The 18,099-nt window shown below is 57.0% G+C and carries 15 protein-coding genes; 9 read left to right on the top strand and 6 right to left on the bottom strand.

Translation table 11 applies throughout. The features are described from left to right. The first annotated feature begins 81 nt into the window (after nt 1-81). Entirely contained in the window at nt 82-948 is an 867-nt protein-coding gene (locus ACUN8H_RS06615) for a DMT family transporter (RefSeq protein WP_445531355.1), read from the top strand. Between the two features lie 86 nt (nt 949-1,034). On the opposite strand, the gene ACUN8H_RS06610 is transcribed toward ACUN8H_RS06615, so the two are convergent. From ACUN8H_RS06610 to ACUN8H_RS06600, 3 genes are all read right to left on the bottom strand, one after another. Further along, nucleotides 1,035-1,250, bottom strand: coding sequence for a DUF2798 domain-containing protein (locus tag ACUN8H_RS06610; protein WP_445531354.1), 216 nt, complete (start codon nt 1,248-1,250; stop codon nt 1,035-1,037). Between the two features lie 96 nt (nt 1,251-1,346). After that, nucleotides 1,347-3,530, bottom strand: a complete 2,184-nt coding sequence (locus ACUN8H_RS06605; protein ID WP_445531353.1) for an OsmC domain/YcaO domain-containing protein — start codon at nt 3,528-3,530, stop codon at nt 1,347-1,349. Between the two features lie 171 nt (nt 3,531-3,701). After that, nucleotides 3,702-4,343: a TetR/AcrR family transcriptional regulator gene (locus tag ACUN8H_RS06600; RefSeq protein ID WP_445531352.1), complete on the bottom strand. Its 642-nt coding sequence runs from the start codon at nt 4,341-4,343 to the stop codon at nt 3,702-3,704. An 81-nt stretch (nt 4,344-4,424) separates the two neighbouring features. Between ACUN8H_RS06600 and fabF the strand changes: the two genes are divergently transcribed. After that, nucleotides 4,425-5,696 carry a beta-ketoacyl-ACP synthase II gene (gene fabF, locus ACUN8H_RS06595; protein WP_445531351.1) on the top strand — a complete coding sequence of 424 codons (1,272 nt, stop codon included), beginning with the start codon at nt 4,425-4,427 and terminating at the stop codon, nt 5,694-5,696. 59 nt (nt 5,697-5,755) lie between these two features. On the opposite strand, the gene ACUN8H_RS06590 is transcribed toward fabF, so the two are convergent. After that, nucleotides 5,756-6,640 (bottom strand): alpha/beta fold hydrolase, encoded by an 885-nt coding sequence (locus ACUN8H_RS06590; protein ID WP_445531350.1) that lies wholly within the window; start codon nt 6,638-6,640, stop codon nt 5,756-5,758. 146 nt (nt 6,641-6,786) lie between these two features. On the opposite strand from ACUN8H_RS06590, the gene ACUN8H_RS06585 reads away from it, so the two are divergent. Beyond that, on the top strand, nt 6,787-6,945 hold the full coding sequence (locus ACUN8H_RS06585; protein ID WP_445531349.1) for a hypothetical protein: 159 nt from the start codon (nt 6,787-6,789) through the stop codon (nt 6,943-6,945). Nucleotides 6,946-6,974: 29 nt separating this feature from the next. On the opposite strand, the gene ACUN8H_RS06580 is transcribed toward ACUN8H_RS06585, so the two are convergent. Beyond that, nucleotides 6,975-7,568, bottom strand: a complete 594-nt coding sequence (locus ACUN8H_RS06580) for a TetR family transcriptional regulator C-terminal domain-containing protein (protein ID WP_445531348.1) — start codon at nt 7,566-7,568, stop codon at nt 6,975-6,977. Nucleotides 7,569-7,735: 167 nt separating this feature from the next. On the opposite strand from ACUN8H_RS06580, the gene ACUN8H_RS06575 reads away from it, so the two are divergent. The 4 genes from ACUN8H_RS06575 (at nt 7,736) to ACUN8H_RS06560 (ending at nt 14,309) form a co-directional block, all read left to right on the top strand. Then, nucleotides 7,736-8,986, top strand: a complete 1,251-nt coding sequence (locus tag ACUN8H_RS06575) for an efflux RND transporter periplasmic adaptor subunit (protein ID WP_445531347.1) — start codon at nt 7,736-7,738, stop codon at nt 8,984-8,986. Next, the gene (locus tag ACUN8H_RS06570; protein ID WP_445531346.1) at nt 8,983-12,120 is read left to right on the top strand and encodes an efflux RND transporter permease subunit; all 3,138 of its coding nucleotides are present in this window, start codon (nt 8,983-8,985) and stop codon (nt 12,118-12,120) included. Before ACUN8H_RS06575 ends, ACUN8H_RS06570 begins: the two co-directional genes overlap by 4 nt. Further along, entirely contained in the window at nt 12,120-13,526 is a 1,407-nt protein-coding gene (locus tag ACUN8H_RS06565; RefSeq protein WP_445531345.1) for an ATP-binding protein, read from the top strand. Before ACUN8H_RS06570 ends, ACUN8H_RS06565 begins: the two co-directional genes overlap by 1 nt. An 87-nt stretch (nt 13,527-13,613) precedes the next feature. Further along, a complete protein-coding gene (locus ACUN8H_RS06560; protein WP_445531723.1) occupies nt 13,614-14,309 on the top strand; it encodes a response regulator in 696 nt (231 codons plus the stop codon). Here the strand turns inward: ACUN8H_RS06560 and ACUN8H_RS06555 are convergent. Further along, complete coding sequence (locus ACUN8H_RS06555; protein ID WP_445531344.1) at nt 14,306-15,256, bottom strand: alpha/beta hydrolase fold domain-containing protein; 951 nt, start codon at nt 15,254-15,256, stop codon at nt 14,306-14,308. The genes ACUN8H_RS06560 and ACUN8H_RS06555 overlap by 4 nt on opposite strands. Nucleotides 15,257-15,406: 150 nt before the next feature. Between ACUN8H_RS06555 and ACUN8H_RS06550 the strand changes: the two genes are divergently transcribed. Both ACUN8H_RS06550 and betT read left to right on the top strand, forming a co-directional pair. After that, a complete protein-coding gene (locus ACUN8H_RS06550; protein ID WP_445531343.1) occupies nt 15,407-15,826 on the top strand; it encodes a hypothetical protein in 420 nt (139 codons plus the stop codon). Between the two features lie 210 nt (nt 15,827-16,036). Beyond that, entirely contained in the window at nt 16,037-18,085 is a 2,049-nt protein-coding gene (betT, locus tag ACUN8H_RS06545; protein ID WP_445531342.1) for a choline BCCT transporter BetT, read from the top strand. The last annotated feature ends 14 nt before the right edge of the window (nt 18,086-18,099 follow it).

Here is an 18,099-nt window from a genome sequence, read left to right as displayed (position 1 = left end):
TGAGCCCAACGCTTTCGTTCATAAAGCGTAACGTCTACCTTTCAAAGGCACGTTAAACCATTCATGGACGAAAGGTGAAATATGGCAGGCGCCAGCACAATGTTGATTGCGCTCGCGGCGCTCTTCTGGGGGATTTCCGGAGGCATCGCGGGTATTTTATTAGACAGCGGTTGGGATGCTGCGGTCGTCTCTTTTTATCGTGGTTTTGTGGGGTTGCTCTTTGCGCTGGGTTGGCTTTTATTACAGCGCGGCGGGCACGGCTTGACCAGTCGGCCACTGTGGTTCTGGTCGGTCGTGGCGGGCCTGGGGGTGGCGGGCAACTTTACGTTCTACTTCCTGAGTATCGAGCATGGCAGCGTGGCGGTGGCAGCCACATTGATGTATTGCGCCCCGGTATTTGTCTACTTGGTCTCTTTTGCCCTTAAGCTCGAGCGCCCTACTGCCATTAAGTGGCTGGCCATCGCGCTGGTCATGGTCGGCGTAGTACTTCTCACCAAGCTGTATGCCATTGGGGCTAGCGGGCTCTCGCTGATGGGCGTCGTGACCGGGCTCCTGGCCGGGCTTTCCTATGCGATGTTCATCTTTGGTTTTAAATATGCCACGCCCCATGGCAGCCCATCCGCTATTTTAACCATTGCCTTCACCGTGTTGGCGCTGGTGCTCCTGCTCCCAGCAGACATTCCTCAGGCGGTTAGCGTCATCAACGCACCGGAGCTACTGCTGTTTGTGGCGCTGGGCATTCTGGGCGCGGGTCTCTCGTTTCTGCTCTACGTGGTGGGCATTAAGCATGCCGCACCGGCACTGGCCTCCATGGTGGCCATGGTCGAGCCGGTGACAGCCACATTGTTTGGGGTCGCCGTGCTGGGTGAAAGCCTGGGCGTTATTCAGATGGTCGGGATGGGAATTATCTTAGTGACGGTCACGGCTCTAAGCATTACGTCAAGCTAGGCATAGCCCTGAGCAAAAGCCCTGAGCAAAAGCCCTAAGCAAAAGTGCCTGCAAACGCTCGCTGCAAACACGCAGCCGCTTAGGTGCTAGAGTTTCCCGGCAATCCGGTGGGCAAGTTTATGAATAAAGGGACCGCAAACAAACGCAATAATCCCAGCCGCAGGCCACGCCAACAGCCATGCGTGCAGCCAGATGCCCAAAAAGCCTGGATGCGTCCCGATATTGACGTAAGTCACCCAGGCCGACATGATCAGCGAGAGCGTAAACGACATGAGAATGGCGAAGATAATTCGATGTTTCATAGGGCGTCCTTAACGACCATTTCACGTCTATCAAGCGACTCTGCTGACGCCGTAACGCCAGGAGAGCGATCAACGATCACCACCTGTGGATAACGCTTACCTACCTGCTGTGGCTGCACGCGCGGCATGCAGCTTCTTGTAGCTCTCGATTAAGCGCTGGTGGCGCTCCAGGCCTTCTAACTGCATGTTAGTAGGCGTGAGGCCGTGGAAACGTACGTCACCACGCACCGAGCCCACGACAGCGGTCATAGTGTCTTCGCCAAACATGCGCTGAAGGCTGTGCAAATAATCTTCAAGTTCCAGCTCGTCATCCAGCTCGATTTCCAGCACCGCGTTCACCGCTTGGTAGAACAGGCCGCGCTCGACGGTGTTATCGTTGTACTGTAGGAACATCTGCACGCAGTCCAGCGCTTCCTCGTGGCGGCCAAGCGCCAGATACACCAACAGTTTGAGTTCCAGAATGGTCATCTGGCCCCAGACGGTGTTCTCATCGAACTCGATACCAATCAGCGTGATGATATCGGCGTGGTCGTCCATCTGGCTCTCTTCCAGCCGCTCGACCAGATCCAGCAGTTGATCGTCATCCAGGCGGTGCAGGTTAAGAATATCCTCACGGTAATCCAGCGCCTTATTGGTGTTATCCCAGATCAAATCTTCGATGGGGTATACCTCCGAGTAGCCCGGTACCAGAATACGGCAGACTGGTGACCCCAGATCTTCGTGTACTGCCATGTACACTTCGGCACCCAGCTCCTCAAAGATACCAAAAAGCGTCTCGGCTTCTTCCTCGTTACTGCCGGAAAAGTCCCACTCGCTAAACTCGAAGTCGGGCTTAGCGCTGAAGAAGCGCCAGGAAACTACGCCCACCGAGTCGATGAAGTGCTCAACGAAGTTGTTCGGCTCTGAGATGGTCTGGGAGTTAAAGGTCGGCAGCGGCAGGTCGTTCAGGCCTTCGAAGCTGCGCCCCTGCAGCAGTTCGGTCAGGCTGCGCTCCAGCGCCACTTCAAAGCTTGGGTGGGCACCGAAGGAGGCAAACACGCCGCCGGTGCGCGGGTTCATCAAGGTGACACACATCACCGGGAACTGCCCGCCCATGGAGGCATCTTTCACCAGCACCGGGAAGCCCTGCGCTTCCAGGGCGTTAATGCCCTCCACGATGCTGGGGTACTTGTCTAACACCTCTTGTGGTACATCGGGCAGGGTTAGCTCCTGTTCGAGGATTTCCCGCTTCACCGCCCGCTCGAAAATCTCCGAAAGGCACTGCACCTGAGCTTCCACCAGCGTGTTGCCCGCGCTCATACCGTTGCTGAGGAACAGGTTTTCAATCAGGTTGGAGGGGAAGTAGACCGTCTCACCATCGCTTTGGCGAACAAACGGCAGCGAGACAATGCCCCGGTCTTCGCGTCCCGAGTTGGTATCGATCAAGTTGGAGCCGCTCAACTCGCCTTCCGGGTTGTAGATCGCCAAGCAGTGCTCATCGAGAATCTCGGCAGGCAGTTCGTCGTTCGGCCCCGGTTTGAACCACTTTTCATTGGGATAGTGGACGAACTCACTATTGGCAATCTGTTCACCAAAGAACTGATCGTTGTAGAAGAAGTTGCAGCTCAGGCGCTCGATAAACTCGCCCAGCGCCGAGCAGAGCGCGCTCTCTTTAGTAGCGCCTTTGCCGTTGGTAAAGCACATCGGTGAGGCCGCATCGCGAATATGCAACGACCACACGTGGGGCACGATATTGCGCCAGGAGGCGATCTCGATCTTCATGCCCAGGTCCGCCAGGATCGCGCTCATATTGGCAATGGTCTGCTCCAGCGGCAGGTCTTTGCCTTCGATGTAGGTGCTGCCGCCTTCCGGTGCGCCCATCAGTAGCGCCTGAGCGTCTTCGTCGATGTTCTCGACTACCTCGATCTGAAACTCAGGGCCGGTCTGGACGACTTTCTTCACCGTGCAGCGGTCGATGGAGCGCAGGATGCCTTCGCGGTCCTTCTCCGAGATATCTTCCGGCAGTTCGACCTGGATTTTGAAAATCTGCTTGTAGCGGTTTTCCGGGTCGACGATATTGTTTTGCGACAGGCGAATGTTCTCAGTGGGAATATTCCGCGCGTTGCAGTACACCTTGACGAAATAGGCGGCACACATGGCCGACGAGGCCAGGAAGTAGTCAAACGGGCCGGGGGCCGAGCCGTCGCCTTTATAGCGAATCGGCTGGTCGGAGATGACCGTAAAATCGTCGAACTTTGCCTCCAGGCGGAGGTTGTCGAGATAGTTAACTTTGATTTCCATGAGCGGGCGTCCGGAGCAATGAGTGTGCCTATGAGTAGGCAGTAGGCGAATTGCAGCCCATTATCCAGTTTTTTACCCGCTTCGTCTTGGTCAGTCTCCCAAATCATCTACCACATGTCGTGCAAAATGGTTGTGCTTACAACAGCAGCAACTCGGAGTTCTCTTCACGAACTATTGCGCTTGCATCATACGCTCCGCCTCAGCTTCGCTGACACCAAGCATCAGTAAAATCTGGCGTTGTGTGGCTACCAATACCTGCTTTCGTTCCACCTCCCCAGGCAAGCTTTTGGCAATGGCGACGGCCCCTACCAGGGAGGCCAATATGACCCGGGATTTATCAGCAATCGCCTTGCGATCATTGGCAAAAGGGAGTTGTTTCAGCTTACTCAGCGCTATCAGCCGCGTTTCTAGCATCTTTTTCATGCTCATGTATGACGCTTCAAACATAGTGCGGATTTCGGCTTTTTCACTGCCTATTTCGTTGAACAGTACCGCTTCAGGCCCCGGCTTATGCTTAGCTTCCAGCTCTTGGAGATTGCAGTAGTTGGCGACTAATTCGGTTAGGTGTTGTAACGAAAGCGGGCCTTTTACCAGCCTGGCCGCCCGGCTGTTATCAATGGTTAGGCGGACAGACTCATTGTAAAGGGCCTCTTTTGAAGCGAAATGTGCATAAAAGGCGCCGTGCGTCATCTTGGCTAGCTTCATGATCTGGCCAATCGATACCTTTTGAAACCCATTGCGGCTGAAGAGCTCTGTCGCTGAAGCCAAAATGCGCTCTTTGGTTTTCGATTTATGGCTCTTGGGATAAGGCATAATTACCTCGTCAGCTAAATATTATCTTGATCATATACTGCCCATTGCTAGGGTGACCACATCAATAAATTAGGAGTCACTATGCACTCACCTATCGTGATTACTGGCATGGGTATGGTCAGCCCGTTAGGGAACAGCGTCAATACAAGTTGGCAGCGACTGGTGGACGGTCAGTCTGGCATCAGCACCATTGACCGCTTTGACACAGGCGATATTCCGATCAAAATCGCCGGGGTGGTGCCGAGCATTAGCCAAGACCCAAGCGGCGGTATTGACCTGGATGCGATAGCCGACCCCAAAGAGCAGCGCAAAATGGACTTGTTCAGCCTCTACGCATTGGCGGCAGCCAAAGAAGCGCTGTCACAGGCCAACTGGTTCCCTGTTGAGCAGGCTCAAAAACGCCGAACAGCCACCATCATTGGTTCTGGTATCGGCGGTTTTCCCACCATTACTCAAGCCCAAAAAACCCTTGCTGAGCGCGGCTATCGCAAACTTTCTCCCTTCACGGTGCCCGCCTTTCTAGCCAATTTGGCGGCTGGCAATTTGTCCATTCGTTATGGCTTTCAAGGCCCGCTGGGGTGTCCGGTAACGGCTTGCGCGGCAGGGCTACAGGCGATTGGCGATGGTATGCGCATCATTCGCAATGGAGAAGCCGATGTTGCCCTCGTTGGCGGCGCTGAGGCGTGTATTGATCCTCTTTCACTGGCCAGTTTTAACGCTTTAAAGGCCGTTTCGACGGAAGCAGACAATCCTGAACGCGCATCCAGGCCCTTTGATAAAGGCCGTAACGGTTTTGTGATGGGAGAAGGCGCTGGCGTTATGGTGATCGAAACGCTTGAGCATGCCCTCGCGCGGGGTGCAACGCCGTTAGCGGTGATTAGCGGTTACGGCACCAGCGCAGATGCCTACCATCTAACGGCAGGCCCGAAGGATGGCTCCGGCGCAGCGGCGGCTATTCAAGCGGCGTTAGGCATGGCGAACCTTACCATTGATGCCATTGACCACATCAACGCCCACGCCACTTCGACGCCCGTTGGCGACCGGGCTGAAATTGCCTCATTGCGTAATGTCTTCGGTGAGCGTTTGCCCGCCATCCCTATTTCGGCAACGAAGGCCGCCACAGGTCATCTATTAGGCGCAGCGGGAGGTATAGAGAGTATTTTTTCAGTCTTAGCACTCAGAACCCAGCAACTCCCGCCCACCATCAATCTAGAAGAGTGCGACGATGACATGCGGGATCTAACCTTTGTCACGGCGACTCATCACCAGCACACCACTCAGCATGTATTGTGCAACGGGTTTGGTTTTGGTGGCGTCAATGCGGCGCTTATCGTTAGCAGTATGGAACATTAAAGGCGGAAGGTGAAAACCGATCTGCCATTGGCTATGATCGGTTTTTTTAAACCCTATTGTCACCCTACCTTGCATAGAAACGGCAGCGCTTCCTCAAGTAGTTTTTCAGGGATCTCCTCGGCGATGTAGTGGCCGCATGGAAGCGCTTTGCCGTCGACTTGGGTGGCCACCTTGCGCCATTCAGCCAAGGCATCAAAGCAAGCTTCAATGGCACCTTCAGCGCCCCACATCACTTTCAACGGACAGGTGAGTTTTACCCCTGCGTCGATATCCGCCTGATCATGCACCAGATCAATCGTGGCGCTGGCGCGGTAGTCACCGCAAATACCGGTAGCGGTGCCAGGGAGTGATAAACAACGCTCATACTCCACTAATGCTTCTGTAGCAAAAGGTGCCATACCGGCACTGCGAGCGCCCATCACGCTTTTCAGGTAGTGGCCAGGGTCGCTCTGAATCAGCCTTTCCGGCAGCGGCTGAGGGCGGATTAGGAAGAACCAGTGCCAGTAGCTGCGTGCAAAGGCCTCGTTGGTACCGCGATACATAGCCAGCGTCGGGGCGATATCCAACAGCACCATGCGCTCGACGCGTTCAGCGTGGTCAACACCTAAACGGTGGGCAACTCGCGCGCCGCGATCATGGGCCAGCACTTTAAAACGCTCAAAGCCTAGCGCGCTCATTAGCTCGGCCATATCGGCAGCCATGACACGCTTGGCGTAATTAAGGTGCTCAGGGTCGTCGTCGGGTTTACTACTGTCGCCGTAGCCACGCAGATCCGCTGCGATAACGGTGAAATGTTGGGCAAGTTCTTCTGCCACTTTGTGCCAAATCACATGGGTCTGCGGGTGGCCGTGGAGCAGAAGAAGTGCCGGGCCATTGCCGCCCTGTCGAAAAGTGATATCGACGCCGTTTACGTGGCGTGTCTGTTTTTCAAACCCTTCAAACATGGTGTGCTCCTGGCTTAGGTCATCACGAACCAATACAGCCTGCGCTGATATTACGCAGCCGAGTCCTTTTTAATGAAACAACATACGGGCATGATGGCGCCACTTATCTTGATTAGGAGAATGACCATGAAAGCGGCGAACCTTGCGTGCGGGGTTACAACGCCGTGTCCATGGTCGATGACGGACGGCTAACCACCACCCTAGGCGACGTATTGGGCCCGGTTAACACCGACAACCTGAAACGCGCCAACGCGCTGATCGAGAGCAACAGCACGGTTGGCAAGCTGGTGTTGGAAGGCTTTTAATAGGCGCTTAACGTCTCGTCCATCGCTGGCTACGGCGATGGACGAACCAGCACCTGCTGGAACAGAATCATTTCAAACTGCTCCATGGGCGCGACGGATTTAAGCGTCTTGGCGCGTAGAATAGCGCCCTCCCAACCGGTGAGAATAAAACCGGCAAGCGCCTCGGGTGCGATGCAGGTAGCAATATCGCCCCGTGCCTTGGCATCCTGAAGGCAGCTTACGAAGCGCTGTTCCCAGCGCTGAAAAACTAGATTCAAGGCATCGCGGAAAGTGTCGCTCTGGCCCGACAGCTCTTGGCCCAGATTACCGATCAGACAGCCCGTGGTATGGTCACACGCCTGCATATATTCACGACCGGTCGCGAAGTAGCGCTTCAAGCGCTCAAGTGGCGGCGTACCGTTGTCTTCAAGAATCGCCACGAGCGTTTCGTCGTAGGTCGCAGCAAAGTGCTCGATCACCGCCAGACCGAAATCTTCTTTGCTGGAAAAGTAGTGATAAAAGGAGCCTTTCGGCACACCACAGGATTTTAAAACGGCATTGATACCCGTCGCGTTGTAGCCTTGCTGACTAATCAGCTGGGCGCCACTATCAATTAATTTATCGCGGGTTACATTGTTTTTCATATGCTCAAAGTAGACCAGTCAGTCTATTGCTATCAAATGGGTGCCACGTGGTGACAGTTACCTATTATTTGCACATTGTTTGACTAATCGCTGCTTAACAATGCGTGATGCTTGCATCATACGCTTATTTTTCTGGAATTTTCGCTCCCAATGGATGACGCGCGGTAATGACACTAACACGGCACTCCACTTCTACGCCCCGCTCTTCTCACTATTTTTCACCACCGTCATCACAACAAGGCCGCATTCGGCTCGGTGCCGTGGTGGCGTTATTGATTCTGGTGGGTACCCTGGCGCTCGCCTGGTGGATTATGACCCAACCGCCTCGCATTGAACGAACGCCCCCCCCCGGCCCCTTGCCGACAATGGTGGATGTGGTCACGGTAAACGAGAGCACCCAGGCACCGAACCTGTATGGGTTTGGGCGGGTTGAAGCAGAACAAGAGACCATGCTGGCCAGCCGTGTGGCCGGGCAGTTGCAGCGGTTTGCCGACGACGTTGTGCCCGGTCAGGTGGTAGAGCAAAACGCCGCCGTGGCGTTTATTGACCAAGCCGACTTGGCGCTAAGCCTGGAAGATGCCGAAGCGCAACTGGCCAATGCCCAGGCACAGCTCGCGCTGGAACAAGCGGAGCAGCAGCGCGCCCGAAGCGAGTACGAATCCTTTGGCCGACAGCTCAGCGCAGAGCGTCGTGCACTGGTGCTGCGCGAGCCCCAGCTGCGCCAAGCCCAAGCCCAGCTTACCCAGGCGCGCGTGATACGCGACCAAGCCGCCCTGAACCTTGAGCGCGCGACGTTAACCGCTCCTTGGCGGGCCATGGTGCAGGAGCGCCTGGTCGGCGCTGGCAGCCTGCTCAGCCAAGGCACGGAAGTACTGCATTTGGTAGGCGTCGAGCAGTTTTGGGTGCGCGCCTCGCTGCCCGGCGAATGGACAGAGTGGCTGGAAGCCGGTAGCAGCGTGACGTTAACCAGTCGCGGCTGGCCCGAAGGCACTAGCCGTGAGGGCACGCTGGTATCGATGCTGCCCAGCCTGGAAGAGAATGGCCTTCAGGCACAGCTGCTCATCGCGGTGGACGACCCGCTAGCGCTCGAGACCGATGGCCCTGCCCTGCGTTTGGGCGATGTACTGCGCGCCTCTTTCCAACCTGCGATTCAAGAGCAGCTAATATCACTGCCTTCTGCGGCGCTTCGCCCAGGGGATGTCACGTGGCGGGTGGATGAGGAGAATCGCCTGCGCCGCACGCCGGTCACCCTGGCCTATCGCGGAGAAGACGATGCGCTGATTCGTAGCGGCCTGGATGTCGGCCAACAAGTCGTTATCTCGGGCTTGGCGCAACCGCGTGAGGGTCAGTTGGTCCGCATCCGTCGCCCCAATGATACGCCCGCCCAAGCGTTAGAAGGATCGGGAGACGAATCATGAAGGTGCCACGTGGCCCACTGGCATGGATGGTCGATCACGGCGTAGCACCCAATCTTTTGATGGTGCTGTTTATCGTCGGCGGCCTAATGGCCTCATTGGCGATCAAAAAAGAGGTATTCCCCGAGTTCAATATCGAAATCGTCCAGGTCACTATCAGCTATCCAGGGGCCACCCCGGAAGATGTCGAGCAGAGCCTGCTGCTCCCGGTGGAAGCTGCCATTGCCGATGTAGAGGGCATTGACGAGCTGACCGCCATTGCCAGCGAAGGCAGCGCCAACGTCAGCGCCACCCTGATTGACGGCATTGATGTCATGCGCGCCTATCAAGACATTCAGCAGGCGATCAACGCCATCACCACGCTGCCCAGCGCTGCCGACCCACCGCGGTTTACCTTGGCCGGGCGGTCGCGCAGTGTATTGAGCCTGCAGGTATATGGTCAGGTAGGCCTGGAGGCGTTGCACAACGCGGCAGAAGATGTGCGCGGTGAACTGCAAGCCACTTCGGGTATTTCTCGGGCGGAGCTTTCCGGCAACCGCGAGCGCGAGATTCAAGTTCACCTGGACGAAGAGGCCATCGAGCGCTTTGGTCTCGATCATCAGGCGCTGGCTAGTCGCATCGCCGAAGAGGCGCTTGACCTTGCCAGCGGCCAGCTAACCACGGCCGAGGGCGAGTGGCTGATTCGCTATCAGGGTCGGCGCAACAGCGCCGAAGCCTTTGCCGAGCTGCCCATCCTGACCAGCACCCAGGGTGCGCCGATTACACTGGGTGACATTGCCAGGGTTAGCGACGGCTTTGCCGAGATCGATCGCGAGGAGTTCTATAACGGCCAGCCCGGCCTCTCCGTCGATGTGTACCAAATCGGTGATCAAACCCCGACCAGCATTTCAGAAGCGGTCAACGGAGAGCTTGAGCGCCTGCGCGCGGGGATACCGGAAGGCGTCAGTCTGGATATTTCCCGCGACAGTTCGGAAGTTTACGAAGCCCGCCTCAGCCTGCTGTTAAAAAATGCCTGGATGGGACTGGCACTGGTACTGGTACTCATGGCGCTGTTTCTGGAAGCACGGCTGGCCTTCTGGGTCACGCTGGGTATTCCCACGGCGTTTCTGGGTGCCATGCTGTTTCTGCCCTGGATCGGCGTCTCGCTCAACATGATGTCGATGTTCGCCTTTATCATCGCGCTGGGCATCGTGGTGGATGACGCCATCATCGTCGGCGAAAACATCTACAGCTATCGGGAAGAAGGCTATTCACTGCGCGATGCGGCGGTGAAAGGCGCCAGCGAGATCGCCACGCCGCTCACGTTTGCCATTCTGTCTAATATTGTCGCCTTCCTGCCGCTGCTATTTTTACCCGGCTTCTTAGGGCTAATCTTTGCCACGGTGCCGGTGGTGGTAGTGACCGTCTTTTTGATCTCCTGGCTGGAAGCGCTCGTTATTTTGCCCGCCCACCTCGCGCATAGCCGCAAGCCGCGCCAAACCCCAGCGTGGCAGCGGCCCCTAGAAGCACTGCGCCAACGTTTGCAGGGTGGGTTGCACCACTTCACCTATCGTCAGTTCGAGCCGTTTCTGCAACGCGCGCTGAACCAGCGGCTGCTGAGTATTTCGCTGGGCATCGCCATTCTGCTGATCGCTCTCTCCTGGGCCATGAGCGGACGGCTGGGGTTTTCGCTAATGCCACGCGTCGAGTCGGATCAGGTGCAGGCCACGGTCACCCTGCCGATCGGCAGCAATATCATCGTGAGCCGCGAACTTAGCCAACAGTTGCTCGACGCCGCTGATGTACTGAGTGAGCGTGAAGACACCCTCAGTTTTAGCAGCTCACGCAGCCGCCTGGACGGCGAAAGCCTGGAAGTACGTTTGGATATCGCCAGCGAAAGCCTGGAAGCGTGGCCACCTTCCCGCATCGCCAGGGAGTGGCGCGACCTGACCGGCGATCTACTCGGTGCTCAGTCGGTACGTTTCGAGTCGGATGTAGGCGGCCCCGGCAGTGGCGCGGCGCTCAGCCTGCGCCTCTCCCACCCCGACACCCAAGTGTTGGAAGCCGCCGCGGAACGCTTGGCGGAAACGTTAGGCGGCTATGGGCTCACCGATATCGACAGCGGCCTGGGCGATGGCAAGCCACAGCTGGAGATGCGTCTTTCAGCCGAGGGTCGCGCCTTAGGACTCACCGGCAATAACTTAGCCCAAGCACTGCGCGGGCCACTTCAGGGCGCCACGGCGCTGGAACAGTACGTCGGGCGCAGTGAAATAAGCGTCGAGGTACGCTTACCCAACGACAACCGCGACAGCTTGAACGAGCTTTATCGCATGCCGGTGCGCACGCCCGATGGGCTCAGCGTGCCACTTTCGCGGGTAGCCGACATCACCATCAGCCAAGCCTCAAGCAGCCTAGAGCGCATCAACGGCCGACGTATCATCACCGTGACCGCCGACTCAGAAAGCGACATGGCGATCAACCAAGTGCTCGCTACACTGCAGGAAGAAGTGTTTCCCAACCTGGAGGCAACCTGGCCCGGGCTTGAGGTCAGCATGGGCGGCCGTCAGCAGGATACTGCCGACAATCTGGCTACGCTGAAAACCTCGATGTGGCTCATGATTGCCGCGCTCTATGCGCTACTCGCGATTCCCTTCCGCAGTTATTTACAGCCGCTGCTGGTGCTGGCCGCCATTCCCTTCGGTATTGTGGGCGCCGTGGCAGGCCATATGATCATGGGCTTTGGACTATCGATCATCAGCCTGCTGGGCATGCTCGCGCTCTCTGGCGTGGTGATAAACGACGCGCTGGTGTTGATCGACTACGCCAACCGTAAACGCCGCGAAGGCATGGGCGCCCGGGAAGCCATTGTCGCGGCGGCCACGCGTCGCCTGCGACCGATCATGATGACCACGTTGACGACCTTTTTGGGTCTGGCGCCGATGATTCTGGAAACCTCGCGGCAGGCACGCTTCATGATTCCCATGGCGATTTCGCTCGGCTTCGGCATGCTGTTCGCTACCGCCATTCTGTTGATTCTGGTGCCCTGCCTCTACCTAGGCCTGGAAAATGTTCGCGAACGGCTTAGCACACCACGCCAGCCCAACCCCAATAACAACCTAGACGATAGCAAGCCGAGCCAAGAGGAGGGCGGAAACTAATGGCGATATTCACTGGCTTACGCCAATGGCGGCCTTCGCGGCTGGGCCTGAAGCTATTTATAACCATTCTTAGCGTCAACGTGGCGATCTCAGCCAGCATGTTTTTGGCCGTCTCCTACAGTATTGATCGCGGCTTTCTCGACTACCTCAACCAGGCCCAGGAACGCCGCGCCGCGCTGCTGGCCGATGGTCTCGTCACCCGTTGGGAAACCCAGCAGAGCTGGGAGTGGCTGGAGCAGTCGCCGGAACGCTGGCCGTTTATCGTTCGTTTTGAACTGGGCCAGGAGCACCGCGACCGACCCTCACCGTTAGGCGAAGCGCGTGACTTTAGCCTGCGTGCGGCAGATGGTCGTTTTGTGGTGCCGCCCCACAGCGGGCGCGAAAACTCGGGTAACTGGCACTGGCTGACGCTGCGCAGCGGCGAGACCACTATCGGCTCGCTGGGATTCAGGCCGCCGCGGGAAATGATGGAGCGCATGGAGAGCCGCTTTCTGGAACGCCAGCAGCGCAACCTAGTGCTGATCGTCATCTCACTCTGCGTTGCCTCGCTTCTATTGGCAGGCGGGCTTTCCTGGTGGCTAGGGCGTCGCACGCGGGCACTGGCAGGCGCTACGCTGCGCCTCACCGAAGGCGACTACCACACCCGCTTGCCGGAACGCGGCCGCGATGAGCTCTCGCGCTTAGCACGGGATTTCAACGTGCTTGCCGCCACGCTGGAAGCCAGCCGCGATGCCCGCGCCCGCTGGGTGTCTGATACTGCCCATGAGCTGCGAACGCCGCTGGCGGTACTACGCGGAGAGATCGAAGCCATGCAGGATGGCATTCGGCCGCTTAATCAGGAAAATCTCGGCTCTCTCGCTCAAGAAGTGGGCCAGCTAGAGCGCCTAGTGGCGGATTTACGCCTGCTTTCGCAAAGCGATGCGGGGGCGCTGGATATACAGCTGGCGCCGATGGATCTAAGCGACTGTCTGGCCAGCCGATTGGACGATGCCGACCGCTGGCTGGTGGAAAGCGGCTTGGCGCTGACTGAACAGATCGAGCCTGGCATCATGATTCGTGGCGATGCCCAGCGCCTGCGCCAACTGTGGAACAACCTGCTGGACAACAGCTGCGCCTACACCCAGCCGCCGGGTGAGCTGCGCGTTACGCTCACGACGCAACAGGGCATGGCAGTGGTCACGTGGGAAGACAGTACACCGGGCGTGCCGGAAGGCGAGCTGGCCCGCTTGACCGAGCGCCTGTATCGGGTGGAAGGCTCGCGTAACCGCGCGAGCGGCGGCAGCGGCTTGGGGCTCTCTATCGCCAGTGCCTTGGTCAATGCGCATGGTGCAACGCTTATCCCTTCTGCATCATCACTGGGCGGGCTACGCTGGACACTGCGTTTTCCGCTATTGGCTGCCAGCTGATGTTCTCTGAGCGAATGCGTTATGAACTGTTATTTCAAAATGAGTTAAGCCATGCTTTCCCGTTCACTGCTAAGCGAGTTTCCCCCTATGTCGCATGCTGCCTCTTTGCTCGTTGTTGAGGATGAACCGAAAATTGCCCGCCTGATGGAGGACTACTTAACCACTCATGGCTTTGAGGTCACCACCCTGGGCCACGGTGATGAAGTGATGCCGTGGCTGGAGCAGCACTCACCAGCGCTGGTGCTGCTCGATATCATGCTGCCCGGTAAAGATGGCCTCACCCTAAGCCGGGAAATTCGACAGCAGTGGCCTTCCATAGCGATCATCATGGTCACCGCCAAGGTAGAAGAGGTCGACCGCCTGCTAGGCCTTGAACTGGGTGCCGATGACTATATCTGCAAACCGTTCAGCCCGCGAGAAGTCGTCGCCCGCGTTAAAGCGGTACTGCGCCGTAGCCAAGCGGCAGCCGAGACGCCGAGTGAGGTACAAAATGCACCGGTGGTGTTAAACGAAGATGGCTGGCAAGCCCTCGCCCACGGTCAGGATTTAGGACTGACCGCGGTGGAGTTTCAGTTATTACGGGTAATGATGCAGGCACCTGGGCGTATTTTCAGCCGCGAACAGCTGATGGATCATATGTATCGCGATAACCGCATCGTCTCGGAGCGCACCGTGGACAGTCATATCAAAAAACTGCGCAAGAAGATCCACGAAGCGCTGCCTGAACTGGAAATCATCCGCTCGGTATATGGCGTCGGCTATAAGTATCAGCCGGAAGGCTAGGGGTTTACCTGCCGATTGAGAAAGGCGATGCCTGCATCGATGGCGCCACCACGTAGCAGGAAACTGGTGATGTGGCCGCGCCAGCGCTGCAGGTATAGCTCGCTTTCGATGTTGTTATCTTGCAACGCTTGATAGAAGTCCGTGGCGTGATCCACCGGCACGAGCTTGTCCCATTTACCGTGGAAGAGAAAGAACGGCGGCGCCTGGGGGGTAATTTGCCAGGCAGGCGACGCGAGCCGATACGCCTCGGTCTCTTGTGCGCGGGTGCCGCCGATAAAATCCACCACCAGCGGCCCATCATCAAACTTAAGCAAATCACTGGGTAGGCCACCCGCCAGCACCGCGGCCAGTCGGCTCTGCTCACCGCCATAAGGTTCCGCCAGCGGCCCTTCGGCGCCCGCGAGTGCTAACAAACTCACTAAGTGTGCGCCTGATGAAAAGCCCACACCCACTATGCGATCGGCATCCACCTTCCATTCATCGGCATTGGCGTGAATCCAGGCCATGGCCTGCTGCAAATCATGCAGTTGGCTGGGAAAACGGTATTCAGGTGCAAAACGGTACTCAACATTAACCGCCACATAGCCTTGCCCTGCTAGCTGTTCGGCAATGCCCTGCATATCTTCAGGTGTGCGATTACGCCAACCACCGCCATGCACCACTAGGGCGGCTGGGCGCAGTGTATCCGTTGCCCCACGGGGCAGATAAACACTCGCCTTCAACGCCTGCGGCCAGACGTCGGGCGTGTAAGTGACTGGGGCCAAGCGCGTAAAGGGCTGGGGTTCATGCAGCGGGTTACTCTCAACCGCTGGTTCGCCCTGGCTAATGTGTTGGGAAGCGCTACACCCACTCAGTAGTAAGGTAAGCGCTCCCAGACCGGTGACCCGGCGCAGGGTAGTCAACGCGTCATGCTGTTGCCACGCGCGAAATAGTTCAGTTCGCGACATTATAATGCTCCTTGATAACGGGGTGACCCCTCACCCACTTCAATACGACCTGCCACAAGCCAATAAGATCTTGATTATTGCACACTCTCTGCAAACGGTTTGCACGCCACCTAGCGATACTGGCATCGTCAACTCACCCGGAGAAATGCTATGAAAGCAACCACTACTCAGAAAATGTCGATTCGCCAACTGCTTGCCCCGGCCCTGCTGGCGATTGCGATTGCACCGCTAGCGATTACCGCTCAAGCGGATAACCACGGCGACCACGAAGGCACAGGCCCTGATCACGAGCGTATGGTAGAGCGCATGGAGGAGCGCCGCCAAGCGGTATATCAGCGCGCAGAAATCTCGGAAGAGAAGCAGGCTGAGCTCAACGAAGCTCACGCTGAACACCGTGAAGCTATGCACGCACTGCGTGAAGAGCATCACGAGCGGATTGCTGAAATACTCTCAGACGAAGAGCAGGAAGCGCTGCGCAGCGCGATGCACGATGTCCGTGAAGAGCATCGTAGCGAGCACGGCAAACGCGGCCACTACGTTGATAGCAAAAACGGTGCTGATAGCGAATAAACGCTGGTTATCGTTAACACTCTTTCTAACGCCCGGTTTTCCGGGCGTTTTTGTATCCGCATGTTGGTCAGATGATTGCTGGCCTCACGCTAATTCAACTTATAGGAGAGAGGGTAACTTGAAGGGGAGCGCTTAATCGCGTATTTTATTTGAACGTTCATTCAAAATAAAATATTTCATCCACCCCTTCAACACAAGGAGTCCACTTCGATGGCGAAAGACAATCCCGTCCTTCCCTCCCGCGACCGCCTCAATCCCGTGGTTTTTCACGGCAGTGTGGCCGGTATCCTTATCTTTTTAGTGCTTACCATGATGTTCACTGAGCAAGCTGGCGCCTTTTTTGATGCTGGCCTTGCCTGGGTGAGCAAAACCTTTGGCTGGTACTACATGCTCGCCATCGTGGCTTACTTGGTTTTCGTCGTCGCCATCGGCATGTCGCGCTTTGGCAGCATTCGTCTGGGTCCCGATCACTCTCGGCCTGAGTTCTCGCTGCTCTCCTGGTCAGCCATGCTGTTTGCCGCGGGTATCGGCATCGACTTGCTGTTCTTCAGCGTTGCCGAGCCGGTGGCGCACTATTTGGCACCGCCGGATTTAACCCCGGAAAGTCAGGAAGCAATGCGTAACGCCGTCGTTCAAACCTATCTGCACTGGGGGCTCTCCGGTTGGGGGCTGTACGTGTTGATGGGTATGGCGCTGGCGTACTTCAGCTACCGTCATCGTTTGCCACTGGCGATTCGCAGTGCGCTTTACCCGATCTTGGGCAAGCGTATTCACGGCCCGATTGGTAACGCGGTGGATATCACTGCGGTCATCTCCACCGTGTTCGGCATTGCGACCAGCCTCGGCATTGGGGTAATGCAGTTGAACTACGGCCTCACCTATATGTTCGGTGTGCCGGAAACCCTCACCGTGCAGGTGATCCTGATTGTCCTCGTCGTGATATTAGCGACGATTTCGGTAGTCACTGGAGTCGAGAAAGGCATTCGCCGCTTATCAGAATTCAACATGCTGCTGGCACTTGCATTGATGCTGTTCGTACTCTTTTCAGGCGATACCCTGGTGCTGCTGGATAAAGTGGTCAACAACGCCGGTGATTATCTATCGGGCTTTGTGGGCGCCAGCTTCGACACTTATGCCTTTGCCGATGAAAGTGCTCAAGAGTGGAAAATGTGGTGGACGATCTTCTTCTGGGGCTGGTGGATTGCCTGGACACCCTTTGTAGGGCTGTTCTTGGCGCGTATTTCCCGGGGTCGTACTATCCGTGAATTCGTCGCAGGCGCCTTGTTTATTCCGCTCGCGTTCATGATGGTGTGGATGTCGGTATTCGGTAACAGCGGCATCGAGCTGGTGGCCAACCAAGGCGTTGCCGAGCTGGGTGAGCAGGCGCTCAATACGCCGCAAACCACGCTTTACACACTACTGGAATACTACCCCTATGTGGGCCTTACCGCTGCGGTCGTCACCGTACTGGGTATCGTGTTCTTTATTACCTCAGCGGACTCCGGTGCGCTGGTGCTTGCTAATTTCACCTCTATTTTGAGCGATGTGAACCACGATGCGCCGGTGAAACTACGTATTTTCTGGTCAGCGACGATTGGTTTGATCACTATTGCCCTGCTGATGGCGGGTGGATTGAATGCGCTGCAGAGCGCCGTGGTCATCACCGCGCTGCCGTTCTCGCTGGTCATTTTCGCGGTCATGGTCGGCATGTATAAAGCCCTGAAAATGGAAGGCAGCAAGGCCGATGCACGACGCATGATTGCCGGTAGCGCCCCTGGTGGCGATTGGAAAGAGCGTTTGGACCGCGCCTTGGATACCTCTAACCGCGCCGGTGCGGCTGCAACGATTGAGCATTCGATTCGCCCGGCAATGACCCAGTTCGCCCAGGAGCTTGAGAGCCGTGGCCAAACCGCCAATGTGACTGAAGAGCACGTTGAGGGCGAGGCGCTACCGAACTTGACCCTCCAGGTCGACTTCGGCGAAGCCACTAGCTTTGTATATCAGGTTTGCCCACACCGCATGCGCACACCCAGTTTCATCCCTGCCGATGACGACTTTTATGTACGCTTGGACGTGTACCTGGCAGAGGGCGGCCAGGATAAAGATCTTAACGGTTACACCCGCGGGCAAGTGATTGGTGATTTGGTTGGCGAATATGAGCGCCATCTGCACTTCCTTACCTTGGCGGGCCAGCAGATGGGCCATGTGCAGGCAATGCCTGGTACGATTGGTGAGCCCCCGGAAGACTCACAAATCTAAACCCTTACCCTGTC

The sequence above is a fragment of the Vreelandella sp. V005 genome (genome assembly GCF_052645115.1).
This window is presented reverse-complemented; position numbering and strand designations above follow the sequence as displayed.